Here is a 15144-nt window from a genome sequence, read left to right as displayed (position 1 = left end):
CCTTGATGTCGATGAAGTGAAGCAATGAGGTGGATGGGGCGTGAATGCGTCGAGGACGGTGAACTTGGCGTCAGGCGTAGTGCACGGGGATGCCGAGATTGCCGAGGCAGAAGTACTTGGTCTCGGTGAACGGCTCGAAGCCGTCGACGCCGCCCTCGCGCCCGAGCCCGGACGCCTTCATTCCGCCGAACGGAACCGGTGCGCCGGTGAATTTCACGCCGTTCACGCTGACCATGGCGAAGTCGAGCCGCCGGATCAGCGTGAAGATTTCGTCGACGCGACGCCCGCACACATAGGCAGCGAGGCCGTACTCGGTGTCGTTGGCCTTCGCGACGACATCGTCGAGTGAGTCGAACGCGCATACGGCCGAAATCGGGCCGAAGTTCTCTTCGTCGTAAATGCGCATCCCGGGGGCGGCATCGGCCACCACGGTGGGGCTGTAGAACCAGCCACCCAGCACATGGGGTTCGCCGCCAACGGTGATCTGCGCGCCCTTGCGCCGAGCGTCTTGCACACGCTGGGCGGTCGCGTCCAATGCCGCCTGATGAATGAGCGGACCCACGTCGACGTTTTCCGCGAAGGCGGGGCCGACGCGCAGTTTTGCTACGGCCTGCGTGTAGCGATCCACGAACGCACCGTAACGCGCGCGAGCAACGAAGATGCGGTTGGCGGCGCAGCAATCCTGTCCGGACGTCTGAAACTTTGCGGCGACGGCGATACGCACGGCCTCGTCGAGATCTACGTCGTCGAGCACGATGAACGGGGCATTACCGCCGAGTTCGAGCGCGAGCTTCTTCACGCCGCTGGCAGCGGCAGCCTGTGCAACCAACTGACCGACGCGCGTCGAGCCGGTAAAGCTCACGGCGCGCACGCGAGCGTCGCCCACGAGGGTTCGCATGGCCATGTCGGGCTCGCCCAGCACCACATTGAACAGGCCCGGCGGCAGCCCGGCTTCATCGGCCAATTGCGCGAGCGCCAGCGCGCTGAATGGCGTTTCATGTGCGGGCTTCACGACGACGGCGCAACCGGCAGCCAATGCTGCCGCCGCCTTGCGCGTAATCATCGCGAAGGGGAAGTTCCAGGGCGTGATGAGTGCGGCGACCCCGACCGGTTCGCGCAGGGTGCCCAGTTGGGCGCCGTCGACATGCGAGGTGATGGTGCGGCCATCGAGGCGGCAGGCCTCGTGGGCGTACCACGCGATGAAGGACGCGCCATAAGCGATTTCCCCGCGCGCCTCGCGCAATGGCTTGCCCTGCTCGCGCGCGAGCAGGGTGGCAAGGTCGTCGGCATGTTGTTCGATCAGAGCATGCCAGCGGAGCAGGGTGGCGCAGCGTTTTGCGGCGGGCGTCCAGCGCCACGTGGTGAAGGCTCGCTGGGCTGCGTCGACGGCAACGCGAATCTGATCGCGCGTGAGCATCGGCACGTGGCCGAGCGTGGTTTGATCGGCAGGATCGACAACGGCAATGGACGCGGCGTCCTCGCTATGCGTCCAACGGCCGTCGATGTAGCACAGCGATTTGAACAGCACCGGGTGGTCGAGCAGCATCGGCAATCTCCTGGCATGGCATTCGTTCGTCATGCAGAGATTGTCGGGGGCGCGAGGCCGATGTTTTTTCTGATCGGTGGGTACGGATTGCGGTTTTTTTCTGAGTTGACGGCATCACGTAGAAAAATTTTCGCGCATCCGGTGGCGCAAGCGGATCAGTCCGGGTCGACCCAGCCGGGAACGGCGTTGCCGTCGTCCTTGACGACTTTCGTGACGATGTACGTGAAGTAGCGCTCGATGCCGAAGTCGGCCATCAGCAGATCGTCGATGAAGCGCTGGTAGTGGTCGATGTCGCGCGCGAGCACGTGCACGATATAGTCGACGCCGCCGCCCGTGGCATGACATTGCACGACTTCGGGGGCTCCGCGAAGGTGGGCTTCGAAGCGATTCATGTCGTGCGCGGTGTGTCGCGCGAGCGTGATTTCCACGATGATGCGGCTCACCTGCACTACGCCGCTCCAGTCGACATCGGCGCGATAGCCTCGAATGACGCCTGCTGCTTCGAGTCGTTGCACGCGCTCCCACGTGGGCGATACCGACAAGTGAATCCGTTCGGCCAGACGTGACTTGGTAATGCGACCCTCACGGGCCAGCACCTGAAGAATTGCGATATCGAAGCGGTCGAGTTTCACCATAGGCGCAGCGCTGGAGGGAACGGATGGTCAGGCAAACCTTCGGGTCCTGCGGCGCGTCAGACCTGCACGTGGACGAAAACACAGAGCATGTCGCCCATGCCGACGCGCCCCGGGAAATGTCGGCCGATCAGCATACCATCGCGCGCCGCGCGGTACTCGACCGGGGCGGTGCCTGTGCGTGCGCTTCGTAATTGCGGTGCACGCTCAGTACCCCCGCGCCAGATCGACGTTGCCGGGAATGCGACCCGTCGCGCGGAAATTCCGGAGATTGGCGGCAATGACGGCCGCCGCCGTTTCGTGATCGGTCGGAGCGGAGATGTGCGGCAACACGGTGACCGATGGGTGGTCCCATAGCGTCGACGTCACCGGCAGCGGCTCCGCGTCGAAAACGTCGAGCACGGCATGCGAGAGATGCCCCCGGTCGAGCGCAGCGATGAGGGCGTCGGTCACAACGACAGGACCCCGCGAGAAGTTGATGAGCGCGGCACCCGGCTTCATCAGATTCAGACGCCGCACGTCGAGCATGCCACGCGTCTGGGCCGTCAACGGGATCAGGCTCACGACGATGTCGCTCGCGGCGAGCATCGCTTCGAGTCCGTCGTCCCCGGCAAGGGTTTCGATGCCGTCGAGCGCCTTGGGCGAGCGGCTCCAGCCGCGAACGGTAAACCCGGCATCGCGCAGCCTTGCGGCAGCCGCCTGACCGAGTTCACCGAGCCCGAGTAAGCCGACGCCCGTTTGCGAGGGCTTGCGATACGCTTGCTGCCGCCATTCGCGCCGTGCCTGCTGCTTCGCGTAACGCGGCATGTCGCGTTGCAGGTAGTAGGTCCAGGCAAGCACGGCCTCGGCCATCGTGCGAGACATTTCCGGATCGATTAACCGCATGATCGGCGGGCTGCCCACCGGTAGCGTGCTGACGAGCGATTCGACACCGGCCCAGAGACTCTGGATCCACAGAAGGCGGGGGAGATCGGCGACGTCGACCGGGTCCGGATTCGCGACGATGGCAACCGACACCTGTTCGCGCTGGACGGTCGAAAGCTCGGCGAGCGGCGCGACGATGTCGCCCGGCAGTGCCGCACGCAAGGCGTCGAGATAGGGACGCTGATAGTCGGCGGACATCCGGCTAAGGAAGGCAATGACGAGCGGCATCGTGCGCTCGCTCAGGCGGTGGCGGCTGCGTCGTTCGCCATCTCTTCCATGTCCTGGAAGCGGTCGGCGATGCGCGGGTGTACACGACCGCCGTCTGCCGCCCCGATGGCCAGCAGAATTTCGTCTGCGGCCGGTGCGTCCGTCATCTGGAACGTGGCGGTGATGAAGTGCGAGCGTTTGCCGGTTTCCGACTTGTGGATCATCGGCACCGACACCAGCGCGCCGGGGCCGACGCGCGTGTTGGTGAAGGGCAGGAATGCCGTGCCGCTCACCGCGCTGCGAAACAGATTGCCGAAGCGCAGCGTGTGGATGATGGCGGAGGCGTGTTCGATCTCGCCGTTGGTGCCGACGACGGCGGCCTTGCCGTAGGCCTGAACACGATCGCCGGGCATCACGTCGACGAGATGTTGCGTCATGAGTGCGCCAAGCTCGGGCGCCAGACGAAGGATCTCGGGACGCAGGTTCTCCACGAAGCCAAGACCCGCCCACGGATTGCGAATCACGGCGGCGACGACGACGGTCGTGACGGGGTCGGCGGCCGCCTTGCCGCCTTCACGGTAGGTCGTCTCGACAAAGGTGGCGATCTTGCGCAGCTCTTGTTTCACGGGTGTCTCCTGTTGCGGTGCAAAAACCCGCCGCGAGTGCGGCGTGGCGGTGTCGGGGAAGTGCGCTGACGGACTGGGGCGCGTGCGGCAAACATCGGAGGCTCGCCGATGAGACCCATGCTATTGCGCGGCGGGGGGCGGGTCTTCCCCCGGATCGTCGGAAGATCTTTTTTTTCTTCCGACGCTTTGGTGTAGATTTTCCGCAGGCAAGGAGACAGACAATGCCGGAACAACACCAGCGGCTCATGGCGTTGCGCCATGTCGCCAGTCAGATCAGCAACGACGAAGACATCGAGGCACTGTTTCGCGATCTCGTGCGTTGCGCGGTGCAGCAAGGCGGTTGGGATCTCGGCTCGGTCATGAGCATCGATCTCGCGCATGGCTACGGACTCGTGATTACGCGCTACGAGACGAGCATGCTGCCGCAGCACGTCGAGGACCGCTGGGAGCTTGCGACCAGTCCGTCGCTCATCGCGTTGCAGACGAACGAGCCGGTCTACATTCGCGACGCGCTCGAGAGTACGCAATTCCCCGGCTATCGGCGTGAGGCGCACGAGCGCGGCTATCGCACGGTGCTCGTGCTGCCCATGGCGTCGCGCGATACGGAAGGGCACCCGATGGTGCTGACCGTTGCGTCGCGCAAGGTGCGCGACGTCGGCGACGACGATCTGACGTTCATGTCGACGGTCGTGCATCTGGGGGCGATCGCCGTCGAACGGGCGCACCGTCAGCGCGCGCAGGTGATGGCGCACGAGCGGCTGCAACGCACGCTCGAAGCGCAACGCACGCTCCTTGGCGACGTGCTCGCCGGCGGCTCGCTGGAGCAGTTAACGTCGTCGCTGGGCGAGTTGCTCGGTCGGCCCGTACTCGTGATCGATTTCCTTGCGAATCAGTGGCACGCCTCGGCCTCGCCGGTACCGTCGCAAATGGACGATGCCGCCTGGGCACGATGGCTTGCCGGCGCGCAGGGGCGAGAACTCGGCGGCACCGTGCGCGATGCACTTCAGCGCTACCGACAGTCGCGTCTCGACGTGCCGCTCGGGCGGCAGTCAGGCCAATCCACCGTCAGTGCGGCCATCGAGCCCCTGAGCGTCGACGACGATCTCGTCGGCGCACTGCTCACCTTCGGCGACGAAGCCCCGGGCGACCTTCAGCAATTGCTTTTGGAAAGCGCGCGCTTTGCATTGAGCGTCCAATTGATGCGCAGCGTCGTGCGGTTCCGCTTCGAGACGCGCACGCTGACCGAATTGTTCTTCGAAATCGTCGAACGCCGCTGGCGCGACGAGGACGATGCGCTGGGTCGCGCACGCCGTCTCGGCGTGGCGCTGGATGCGCCGCTGCGCATGATGGTCGTCGACTATCCCGATCAACTCGGGCAAGCCGAGGTGGGACGGGCAGCAGGTCATTTGTCGCTGGAAAGTCATAGCACGGTGGAGTTGCTGGCGCGTCAGTTGAATGTGTCCTTGCATGTCGTGACGGTCGGGGGCGGGCTGGTGTGTCTGGTGCCGCAGGACAGCGCGTTGGACGATGTGGCGCTCACGCGTTTCGCCCGACGCGTGAGCGAGGCATTGGCGCGCTCGCTGGGGCGTGAGCCCATCGTGGTGATGAGCGACGTGTGCGACGGGCTTGAGCCGTTGGCGCGCGAGTGGGAGCGCTGCTGGCGCATGATTCGCGTGGCGCGCAAGTTTGGCCGCAGCGGGCCGCTCGATATGCCGGGGCTGGGACCGTTGCCCATGCTCATGGGCGCGGCGGATTCGTCCGACGTTCACGGCTTCGTCGATGGCACCATCGGCAAGCTGGTGGAGCACGACAAGCAGTCCGGATCCCCTTATCTGGAGACGCTGGCCGCCTATCTGCGCTCCGGCTGCCGCAGTCAGTCTTGCGCCGACGCCATGGGGCTGCACGTGACGACTCTGCGTTATCGGCTCACACGCATTCAGGAACTCTTCGGCATCGACGTCGAAACACCCGAGCGGCGATTTGCGGTAGAGCTTGCGATTCACTTGCATACGCTCACGCGGGGGGTGTCACCGATGGCGTCCATGGCATCGAAGGAATCGGCGTCTGCCCCACGCGCTGGCGCTCGCGTGCCACGGCATCCATGAAAACCCTGCCGCGCAATCGAGAGTAAATGATTTCACTTCTCCTGCGAATCGACGGAAGCTGACAAAAAAGTCCTCGCATATCGTTGACCTCAACGTAATGACGTTTCGAGGTGAACGACATGCAAGCTGTCGCCAAACAGCGCCAGACGGCAGACGCCGGTGGTGCTATCGCTCCGGCCAACCCGGGTGCTCAATCCGCACAATCCGCGAGCGCGATTTCCGCGATTGATCCGGTCGCGCTGCGCCGCGCACTTGGCACGTTCGTGACCGGCGTCACCGTCGTCACGACGCGCGACGACGAGGGTCGCCCGCGTGGAATGACGGCGAATTCCTTCACGTCCGTCTCGCTCGATCCGCCGTTGTTGTTGGTGTGTGTCGGCAAAGGGGCGGCGAGTTATCCGGTGTTTCAGGGCACTGAGCACTTCGCGGTCAATCTGCTGCATGACGGGCAGACCGACGTGTCGAACCTGTTCGCATCGAAGTCGGCGGAAAAGTTTGCCGCCGTGGGGCACGATGTGGTTCACACCGGCGCCCCCGTGCTCACCGACTGCCTGACGTGGTTCGACTGCACCGTGCATGACCGTGTCGACGCGGGCGATCACGCGATCCTGATCGGCCGGATTCAGGCGTTCGGCACGAGCCCGGCCGCACCGCTCGGCTTCTGCCGTGGTCGCTATGCCCACGTGAAGGACCCGCTGCCGCCGGGCTGGCTTTCGTCACACGACATGATCGTTGGCTATCTGATCGATGCCGACGGCAGCCTGCTCCTAGCGCAGGATGGCAAGGGCGGCTGGGTGCTGCCCAGCGCACCCCGCCGCCTGACCAACGGGCGTCTGCCGCTGGCCGGTGGGGGCGAACTGGCGCTGGTGCCGCACGACACCTTCCTCTACTCGGTGTTCGACACCGCCGAGAGCGATCCCGGTTACCTGATGTACCGGGCACGTCTCGCGCAGCCGCTCTCGCAGGCCGAGTTGCCGCCGCAGTTCCGTTTCTTCCCGTTCGACCAGTTGCCCTTCGACGACATCGCTTCGCGCGAGATTCGCTCGATGGTTCGCCGGTATGTGCGCGAGACCGCAGGCGGCCACTTCGGCATCTACATGGATTCACACGACGGCGGGCGCATCGCGATGGTGAGCGACGCGCAGCCGTGGACCCAACTCTCCCAAGTCTGACCCTGGAGTCAATCGATGCATACGACGATTCAAACGCTGGAGGGCTCTCGCCAGCAGTTGTTTATTGACGGGCAGTTCACCGCGCCGCATAGCGCCGAGTACGTGCCGAGCTATGACCCGACGACTGGCCGTCAATGGTACGAGTTCGCGCAGGCCGACGCCGTCGATGTGGACCGCGCCGTGCGCTCCGCGCAGGCCGCGCTCGTCAATCCCGCGTGGCGTCGCATGACGCAGACCGAGCGCGGCAAGCTGGTGCGCAAGCTCGGCGAACTGGTGCTGGCTAACGCCGATGCGCTCGCCGCCATCGAATGCCGCGATAACGGCAAGCTGCTCAAGGAAATGCGTGCACAGATGCGCGCAATTCCCGACTCGTATCTGTATTTCGCGGGCATGGCCGACAAGCTGCAAGGCGACACCATTCCCGTCAACAAGCTCGACACGTTGAATTTCAATACGCGTGAGCCGATCGGCGTGGTGGGCATGATCATCCCGTGGAACTCGCCGCTGATGATGCTGACCGGCACGCTCGCCCCTTGTCTGGCGATCGGCAACACCATCGTGGTCAAGCCGTCCGAACACGCGACGGCGTCCACGCTCGCGCTCGCGGAACTGGTGATCGAAGCCGGGATTCCGCCGGGCGTGGTGAATGTCGTAACGGGCGATGGTGTGACCACAGGCGATGCGCTGACGCGTCACCCGGGCATCGCCAAATACGTCTTCACAGGCAGCACGGTGACGGGCCGCAAGATCGCGGGCAATGCCGCACAAAACCTCGTGCCGTGCCAGATGGAGCTGGGCGGCAAGTCGCCGCACGTGGTGTTCGGGGACGTGGATATCGAGCGCGCCGTCAACGGCGTGGTGTCCGGCGTGTTCGCAGCGGCGGGCCAGACGTGCGTGGCCGGCTCGCGCTGCTTCGTCGAGGCGTCGGTGTACGACCGCTTCGTCGAGGCGCTGGTCGAGCGCACGCGCCGTGTGCGCGTGGGGCATCCGACGCATGAAGACACGGACATCGGCCCGCTGGCGTTGGCGTCGCAACTCGACAAGGTCGAGACATATGTCGCCTCCGGCGTGCACGAAGGCGCGCGCGTGGCGGCGGGCGGTCAGCGTCCGGCACGTGATGACCTCGCAGGCGGCTGGTACTACGAGCCAACCGTCATGACGCAGGCGCGCAACGAAATGCGCTTCATGCAGGAAGAGATCTTCGGCCCGGTCGTTGGTGTGATGCCGTTCTCGGACGAGGCCGAACTGATCGCGCTCGCCAACGCCACGGAATACGGCCTGGCGGCGGGGATCTGGACCCGCGACATCGACCGTGCACTGCGCTTCGCGCGCGACGTGGAAGCAGGCACCGTCTGGATCAACACCTATCGCTCGGCCGCCTATATGTCGGCCAACGGCGGCACCAAACACAGCGGCTATGGACGTCGTGGCGGCTTCGAAGTGATGCGCGAGTTCTCGCGCCTGAAGAACGTCGTGATCGATTACTCCGGGGCGATGCAAGACCCGTTCGTGATCCGTCTGCGCTGATCTCACTACACGCCACACTCACTGGAGACACACCTCATGAAATTCTCCGTTTCGCTCAGCATGGAGCGCTTTTCGCCGCAAGACACGATGAGCGACGCCGTGCGCAACATGCTGCACCTCGCGCGCATCGCCGACGAAGGCGGCTTCGAGACGCTGTGGACCGCCGAGCACCACACCATCGAATGCACCATCTCGCCGAATCCGTTCATCACGCTGACGTGGCTGTCGCAGCATACCGAGCAGATTCGTCTGGGTACGGCCACCATCGTTGCACCGTACTGGTCGCCGATCCGCCTCGCGGGCGAAGCGGCGATGTGCGATCACCTGACCGGCGGGCGCCTTGAATTCGGTATCGCCCGTGGGGCTTATCAATACGAGTTCGATCGCATGGCCGGCGGCATTCCGCAGCAAGAGGGCGTGGCGTATATGAAGGAGCTGGTACCCGCAGTGAAGAAGCTGTGGGAGGGCGATTACGCGCACGAGGGGCACTACTGGAAATTCCCGCTCGCGACGTCGGTGCCGAAGCCGCTGCAACAGCCGCATCCGCCGATCTGGGTCGCGACACGTGACCCGGGCAGCTTCGACTGGGCCGTGGGGGTGGGCGCGAACATTCTGTCGACACCCCTCGCGGCGCCCGTGTCGGAGGTGGCCGTGCTCGGCGAGAAATTCCGCAAGGCGGTGGCCGATCATCCGGAGCGTCCACGTCCGCGCTTCATGATGCTGCGCCGCACATGCGTGTACGACCGTCCGCAGGACTGGGAAGTCGCGGTGCGTCACAGCGTGGACTTCGGCCGCACGTTCGAGAACCTGATGCAGAACATCGGCTCGGTGACCAACGGATTCCCGGAGGCGGTGCCGTATGAGGCCGTTGTCGGACGTGCCAACTACGATCCTGCGTCGATCCGCGAAAACCTGATGTTCGGCACGCCCGACGAGATCGTGCGCAAGCTCGAAGTCTACGAGGCGCAGGGCGTCGACCAGTTCTGTCTCGGCCTGTCGTTCAACCTGCCGTTCGAGTTGCAAGTGAAGACGCTGCGCCTGTTCATCGATGAGGTGATGCCGCACTTTGCGGCGCGCGAAGCTCACCGCGTCAAAGAGGCTCACGAGGCACAGGCCTCGCAGGCAGCGCATTCGCACACCGCCGAGCGTCCGGCAGCGTTGGCATCGGCAGGCCGCTGACGCATGGGCGCGCACGCTATGACTCAACCTCCCGAGTGTCTTGAACGTCCTGAGCGTTCCGAAGCGTCTGAAGCTTCCGACGCCCCGCGTGAGCAGACCTTGCAAGTCGGCGACGTCACACTTGCCTACCGTCTGCTCGGGCGTGGCTCTCGTGCGCTCGTCTGCATTCACGGCGTGGGCTCGTATCAGGAAGCGTGGGACGACGTGGCTGCCGCACTGGCCGACGATTTTCGCATCCTGACCTTCGACCTGCGCGGCCACGGTCGGTCGTCGCGGGTGAAAGGGCGCTACGAAATCGACGACTTCGTGACGGACGCGCTGGCGCTGGCCGATCACGTGGGTTTCACCACGTTCGATCTGGCGGGCTTTTCGCTGGGCGGGTTGATTGCCCAGCGGCTTGCGCTGTCGCATCCGTCACGGCTGCGCCGTCTGGTGTTGCTCGCGACGGTGTCGGGGCGCACCCGCGAGGAGCGTGAGCGCGTGCTGGCACGTCTTGCCGCACTGCAAAGCGGGGAGCGCGGCGCACATTACGACGCATCGCTCTCACGCTGGCTGACCGAGGATTTTCAAGCGAAGCACCCGGCGCGGATCGCCTACTTGCGAGAGCGCAACGCCCAGAACGACCCGGATTGCTACGCGTCGGCGTATCGCGTACTGGCGGAGACGGATTTCGGCGGGTTCATCGATCAGATTCGCATGCCGACGCTCATCGTCACAGGCGAAGACGATCAGGGCTCGAACCCGCGTATGGCCCAATTCATGCATGAGTGCATCGTCGGCTCGCAGTTGGCCATCCTTCCGGGCATGCGGCACTCGATCCTGATCGAGGCTTCGGGGCAAGTGGCGGATCTGATGCGGGACTTTCTTGCCGCTGACAGCGAGAACGTGGGCGTGAGCGAAGGAGCAGGGAGCGGAGCATGATTGTCGAAGAGCGTATTTACCGCATCCGGAACGGCTGCATGAGTCAGTACCTGAATCTCGTGCGTACTGAGGGATTGGCCATCCAGCAGCCAATTCTGGGGCATCTCGTCGGCTACTTCACGACCGATATCGGGCCGTTAAGTCAGGTGACGCATCTCTGGGCGTATCCCAGTCTGGACGAGCGGGCACGCCGCCGCGCGTCGCTCGCGCAGGACAAACGTTGGCAGGCGTTCATTCCGCGTCTGTCCGAATTGATCGAACACGCAGAGAACCGCATTCTGATACCGACCGATTTTTCCCCGCTCACGGCGTTCACGCCGCAGGCACCCCAGGCAACTGACGTAAAGGAATCATGGGAGAGAAGCCGTGACTGACCGACTGAGAATCGAAAACCTGTACAAGGTCTTCGCCGACAAGCCGGCGCGTGCGCTGGCCATGTTGCGCGATGGCAAACGCAAGTCCGACGTGCTCGAAGCGCTGGGCCAGGTCGTGGGCCTGGACGACGTGTCGCTGACCGTGCCGTCCGGCGCCATCTACATGGTCATGGGGCTGTCGGGCTCGGGAAAATCGACGCTTGCGCGCTGCATCAACCGGCTTAACGAGCCGTCCGATGGCCGGATTCTGCTCGACGGTGAAGACATCTGCGCACTCGACGAACGCGGACTGCGCGAGGTGCGCCGCAATCGCATCTCGATGGTGTTCCAGCACTTCGCGCTGCTGCCGAATCGTCGTGTGATCGAAAACGTCGAGTTTGGCCTCAAGCTGCGCGGCATGCCGGCGGCCGAGCGTCGCCGCCGGGCCGAGGAAGTGCTGAGCGTGGTGGGGCTGGCGCGTTGGGCATATCACATGCCGCACGAACTGAGCGGTGGCATGCGTCAGCGGGTGGGCCTCGCCCGCGCGCTCGCGACCGAAGCCGACGTGCTGATCATGGACGAGGCATTCAGCGCGCTCGATCCGCTGATCCGCACCGAGATGCAGGACGAGTTGCTGCGACTCCAACACACGCTCAACAAGACCATTCTTTTTATCACCCACGACTTTCAGGAAGCGCTCAAGCTCGGCACGCGCATCGCGATCATGGCCGATGGCCGTCTCGTGCGCGAAGGCACGCCACAGCAGATCGTGCTGGAGCCAGGGAGCGACTACGTGGCGGCATTCACGCGCGACGTCGACCGTGCGCGGCTGTTCGACGCCCGCTCGGTCATGAAGCCGCTCGATGCCGCGCGCGACCCCAATCAGCGAATCGTTTGCGTGCCATCGGACATGCGTCTGGTGGACGTCGCTGCACGCGTGCGGTTTGATGAGCCGGTAGGCGTTACCGACGACGATGGCAAGTTGATCGGCGTTCTGGATGTGAATCAGCTACTTGCCCGGATCGGCACCGCTGCGGGCGCAGGAGAACACCATGCTTAATGCCGATCAACTCGCGGTATTTCCTATCGACCAATGGATTCAGGAAGGGGTGCAGTGGATGGCGATGCACATGCGTCCGCTGTTCCTGCTGATCAAATGGCCTGTCGAGCGGTTGCTGACCTTCAATGACAGTGTGATCCACGCCGCACCGTTTCCGGTGCTGGTCGTGATCGCCTTTCTGATTTGCTGGCGATTGGCCAGCCTGAGCGTGGCGGCGTTCAGCGCGGTGGTGTTCGTGGCAATCGCCGTGCTCGGTGTCTGGAACGAGGCGATGACGACCCTCTCGCTCATCATGACGGCGATCTTTTTCTGTGCGCTCATCGGCATTCCGATCGGCATCTGGAGCGCGCGTAGTGAACGGGTTTGGTTGGTGGTGCGGCCGGTGCTCGACATCATGCAGACGACACCCACGTTCGTATATCTCGTGCCGGTGGTGATGCTCTTCGGCGTGGGCAATGTGCCGGGTGAGGTCGCAGTGGTGACCGCTGCGATGCCGCCGCTTATCCGGTTCACGCATCTGGGGATTCGCATGGTCGAGCATGAGATCGTGGAAGCGGGGCTCGCATTCGGTGCGGACAAGCGTCAGTTGCTGTGGGAAGTGCAATTTCCCCTGGCGATTCCGACCATTCTCGGCGGTCTGAACCAGACGGTGCTGACCGCGATGGTGATGTCGGTCGTGGTGGCGATGATCGGCGCGGAAGGCCTCGGGCTGGTGGTGCTGCAGGGACTGGGGCGTCTCGATGTGGGACGGGCGGCTGTCGGCGGCATCGCCATCGTGCTCCTCGCCATGATGCTCGATCGCTTCACGCAGAAGCTCGCGAGAACCCGACCACGCGACCAGCAGACATTCCGTGCCGTCATCTGGCGCTTGTTTCGCGGGGAGCCGAGGCGGCAAGGCGGGGCCGGTGTGGGGCCGACGACGCAGGCAGACGCGCGCGAAGCCCTCTGAGCACGAGCACTGACCCTTTGAACCACTGAAAACCGGTTTTGCAACAAATGGAAGGCTGGCCCTGACGACGGGGTGTTGACGTCAGGGACCGGCACCCGTGCCCGCATGCGCACGTCAGGCGGGCCGATAACTCGACGATCCGATGGATCGAACAAGTCTTGGAGAGCAGCAATGAAAGGATTGGTTAAGGCTTTCGCTTCGTTCACGCTTTCGCTCGTCGTGGCGGGTGCGTTGCACGCGCAGACGCTTCCGGGCACGGGAAAGACGATTCGCTACGCGCAGAGCGATAGTTTCGGCGGGAATTACGTCGTCGCCCAGATCGTCTCGAAGGCATTCAAGGCGCTGGGCTACGACGTCAAGCTCAGCACGATGAACACCACACTGTTCTTCCAGGCGGTAGCGCAGGGCGATATCGATATTGCGACCGACGTGAACTTCCCGCAGCGCGAGCCGGGCTTTCGCGCCGTGGCGGCGCAGGCCATGGTGGTTGGCTCCGGCCTGATTTCGGGCGATGGCATCAACGGCTATCTCATCGACAAGAAGACGGCGCTGCAATATCACATCACCAGTCTTGAGCAGATGAAGGACCCGAAGATCGCCGGACTCTTCGGCAGGGACGGAAAGGCCGAGTTGATCAGTTGCGACCCGGGATGGAGCTGTGGCGATGTCGTCGATTATCAGATCGACAAGTTCGGCCTGAAGCAGACGGTCAAGGCGGTGCGCGGCAAGTATGAAGCGCTGATGGTCGAGGCGGTGACGAAGGTCAAACAGGGCAAGCCGGCGTTCTTCTATGCGTGGAGCCCGTCGTGGGTGACGAACGCGCTCGTGCCCGGTGTGGATGTCGTGTGGCTGCCGACGCCGGCAGACGCGCTGCCGCCGAACGTCCCGAACAAGGGCTCCGCGCTCGTGAACAACGTGGAAGGGTGTGCGGGCGGCGCGAATCCGTGCCGCATGGCGATGGCGTCGTGGAACTGGGGTTCGGTGGCGAACAAGCAGTTCGTCGCGGCGAATCCGGCCGTGAAGACGCTGGTCGAGCAAATTCGTTTCCCAGGCAAGACGTGGTCGCAGTGGGAAGCCATCATCAGCAAGGAGGGCGGTTCGCCTGCGCTGATCACGAAACTGTCCGACGAGTGGATTGCTGCCAACAAGGCGCAGATGGATCAATGGGTGGCGACCGCGCTCAAGGCGCATTGAGCGATGGCATGGCCGCTCACGCGGCCTTGCGTCAGCAGGCAGGACATGAGGAGAACGTTCGATGAGTTCGGAATTGTTTGAAAGAGGGTTGAAGACACGCCGCGAGGTGCTGGGCAGCGAGTACGTGGACAAGTCGATTGCCTCGGCCGATGCGTTCAATCGTCCGATGCAGGAACTGGTTACGGAGTACTGCTGGGGGGAGATATGGAATCGCCCTGGGCTGGACCGGCGTACCCGCAGTCTGCTCAACCTTGGCATGCTCACCGTCATGAACCGTCCGCACGAACTGAAATTGCACGTGCGCGGCGCGTTGACCAACGGCGTGACGAAGGAAGAAATCACAGAGGTCTTCCTGCAAGCGGCGATCTACGCGGGTGTTCCTGCTGCGATCGATAGCTTCCGGGTGGCGCGGGAGGTCTTCGATACCTTGGCCGCCGAAGCCTGAGCCGAGAGGTCTTCAGGGACCGGTGACGATGTCTGCTGTCGTCGTCGCCGGGCGCCCACCCGCCGCATCGTCAGTAGCAAACATGTGCGCCCGAGGAGGATGAGGGCCGCGGTTTTTATGTATGTTGTTGATTCAAAACGGTTTGTCTTGGCCGTCGATCTGGCGAGTTCAAAGTTGAGTGAACAAAGTTCAGCATTCAACGAATCTCGACATCTCGACCGTTAGGGATAAATCTCATCTCCGGGAAAACCCCGCGTCTTGAAATCGTAAAACCCCGTCCCTATAATTAGCACTCGTTGGCGCA

At 63.8% G+C, this 15144-nt stretch carries 14 protein-coding genes; 10 read left to right on the top strand and 4 right to left on the bottom strand.

All coding sequences use genetic code 11. The features are described from left to right. Positions 1-70: 70 nt before the first annotated feature. From PAN31117_RS18450 to PAN31117_RS18435, 4 genes are all read right to left on the bottom strand, one after another. Positions 71-1546 carry an NAD-dependent succinate-semialdehyde dehydrogenase gene (locus PAN31117_RS18450; protein WP_150739478.1) on the bottom strand — a complete coding sequence of 492 codons (1476 nt, stop codon included), beginning with the start codon at positions 1544-1546 and terminating at the stop codon, positions 71-73. Between the two features lie 155 nt (positions 1547-1701). Then, a complete protein-coding gene (locus PAN31117_RS18445) occupies positions 1702-2181 on the bottom strand; it encodes an Lrp/AsnC family transcriptional regulator (protein WP_150739477.1) in 480 nt (159 codons plus the stop codon). A gap of 204 nt (positions 2182-2385) precedes the next feature. Continuing rightward, positions 2386-3330 (bottom strand): 2-hydroxyacid dehydrogenase, encoded by a 945-nt coding sequence (locus tag PAN31117_RS18440; protein WP_150739476.1) that lies wholly within the window; start codon positions 3328-3330, stop codon positions 2386-2388. Positions 3331-3341: 11 nt separating this feature from the next. Then, a complete protein-coding gene (locus tag PAN31117_RS18435; protein WP_150739475.1) occupies positions 3342-3935 on the bottom strand; it encodes an amino acid synthesis family protein in 594 nt (197 codons plus the stop codon). 221 nt (positions 3936-4156) lie between these two features. On the opposite strand from PAN31117_RS18435, the gene PAN31117_RS18430 reads away from it, so the two are divergent. The 10 genes from PAN31117_RS18430 to PAN31117_RS18385 all read left to right on the top strand — a co-directional run bounded on the left by PAN31117_RS18430 (position 4157) and on the right by PAN31117_RS18385 (position 14840). After that, positions 4157-6040: a helix-turn-helix domain-containing protein gene (locus PAN31117_RS18430; RefSeq protein ID WP_150739474.1), complete on the top strand. Its 1884-nt coding sequence runs from the start codon at positions 4157-4159 to the stop codon at positions 6038-6040. Between the two features lie 119 nt (positions 6041-6159). After that, the gene (locus PAN31117_RS18425) at positions 6160-7212 is read left to right on the top strand and encodes a flavin reductase (protein WP_150739473.1); all 1053 of its coding nucleotides are present in this window, start codon (positions 6160-6162) and stop codon (positions 7210-7212) included. Positions 7213-7227: 15 nt separating this feature from the next. After that, complete coding sequence (locus PAN31117_RS18420; RefSeq protein ID WP_150739472.1) at positions 7228-8739, top strand: aldehyde dehydrogenase; 1512 nt, start codon at positions 7228-7230, stop codon at positions 8737-8739. 36 nt (positions 8740-8775) lie between these two features. Beyond that, positions 8776-9918 (top strand): LLM class flavin-dependent oxidoreductase, encoded by a 1143-nt coding sequence (locus tag PAN31117_RS18415; protein ID WP_246189160.1) that lies wholly within the window; start codon positions 8776-8778, stop codon positions 9916-9918. A gap of 18 nt (positions 9919-9936) precedes the next feature. Then, on the top strand, positions 9937-10839 hold the full coding sequence (locus PAN31117_RS18410) for an alpha/beta fold hydrolase (protein WP_150739471.1): 903 nt from the start codon (positions 9937-9939) through the stop codon (positions 10837-10839). Beyond that, entirely contained in the window at positions 10836-11213 is a 378-nt protein-coding gene (locus tag PAN31117_RS18405) for an NIPSNAP family protein (RefSeq protein ID WP_150739470.1), read from the top strand. The genes PAN31117_RS18410 and PAN31117_RS18405 overlap by 4 nt, the downstream gene beginning before the upstream one ends. After that, positions 11206-12252, top strand: a complete 1047-nt coding sequence (locus tag PAN31117_RS18400; RefSeq protein ID WP_150739469.1) for a quaternary amine ABC transporter ATP-binding protein — start codon at positions 11206-11208, stop codon at positions 12250-12252. Before PAN31117_RS18405 ends, PAN31117_RS18400 begins: the two co-directional genes overlap by 8 nt. Further along, positions 12245-13201: an ABC transporter permease gene (locus tag PAN31117_RS18395; protein WP_150739468.1), complete on the top strand. Its 957-nt coding sequence runs from the start codon at positions 12245-12247 to the stop codon at positions 13199-13201. The genes PAN31117_RS18400 and PAN31117_RS18395 overlap by 8 nt, the downstream gene beginning before the upstream one ends. A 171-nt stretch (positions 13202-13372) precedes the next feature. Further along, a complete protein-coding gene (gene proX / locus PAN31117_RS18390; protein ID WP_150739467.1) occupies positions 13373-14395 on the top strand; it encodes a glycine betaine/L-proline ABC transporter substrate-binding protein ProX in 1023 nt (340 codons plus the stop codon). 61 nt (positions 14396-14456) lie between these two features. After that, entirely contained in the window at positions 14457-14840 is a 384-nt protein-coding gene (locus PAN31117_RS18385) for a carboxymuconolactone decarboxylase family protein (protein WP_039396565.1), read from the top strand. Positions 14841-15144: the final 304 nt, after the last annotated feature.

This window comes from Pandoraea anapnoica (genome assembly GCF_902459765.1).
Taxonomy (GTDB): Bacteria; Pseudomonadota; Gammaproteobacteria; order Burkholderiales; family Burkholderiaceae; genus Pandoraea; species Pandoraea anapnoica.
The sequence above is the reverse complement of the archived record's forward strand: the minus strand, read 5'-3'. Positions and strand labels throughout refer to the sequence as shown.

Coding starts and splice junctions, on each gene's coding strand:
- PAN31117_RS18450 (WP_150739478.1), bottom strand. CDS start 1,546: ATGCTGCTCGACCACCCGGTGCTGTTCAAATCGCTGTGCTACATCGAC.
- PAN31117_RS18445 (WP_150739477.1), bottom strand. CDS start 2,181: ATGGTGAAACTCGACCGCTTCGATATCGCAATTCTTCAGGTGCTGGCC.
- PAN31117_RS18440 (WP_150739476.1), bottom strand. CDS start 3,330: ATGCCGCTCGTCATTGCCTTCCTTAGCCGGATGTCCGCCGACTATCAG.
- PAN31117_RS18430 (WP_150739474.1), top strand. CDS start 4,157: ATGCCGGAACAACACCAGCGGCTCATGGCGTTGCGCCATGTCGCCAGT.
- PAN31117_RS18425 (WP_150739473.1), top strand. CDS start 6,160: ATGCAAGCTGTCGCCAAACAGCGCCAGACGGCAGACGCCGGTGGTGCT.
- PAN31117_RS18420 (WP_150739472.1), top strand. CDS start 7,228: ATGCATACGACGATTCAAACGCTGGAGGGCTCTCGCCAGCAGTTGTTT.
- PAN31117_RS18415 (WP_246189160.1), top strand. CDS start 8,776: ATGAAATTCTCCGTTTCGCTCAGCATGGAGCGCTTTTCGCCGCAAGAC.
- PAN31117_RS18410 (WP_150739471.1), top strand. CDS start 9,937: ATGACTCAACCTCCCGAGTGTCTTGAACGTCCTGAGCGTTCCGAAGCG.
- PAN31117_RS18405 (WP_150739470.1), top strand. CDS start 10,836: ATGATTGTCGAAGAGCGTATTTACCGCATCCGGAACGGCTGCATGAGT.
- PAN31117_RS18395 (WP_150739468.1), top strand. CDS start 12,245: ATGCTTAATGCCGATCAACTCGCGGTATTTCCTATCGACCAATGGATT.
- proX (WP_150739467.1), top strand. CDS start 13,373: ATGAAAGGATTGGTTAAGGCTTTCGCTTCGTTCACGCTTTCGCTCGTC.
- PAN31117_RS18385 (WP_039396565.1), top strand. CDS start 14,457: ATGAGTTCGGAATTGTTTGAAAGAGGGTTGAAGACACGCCGCGAGGTG.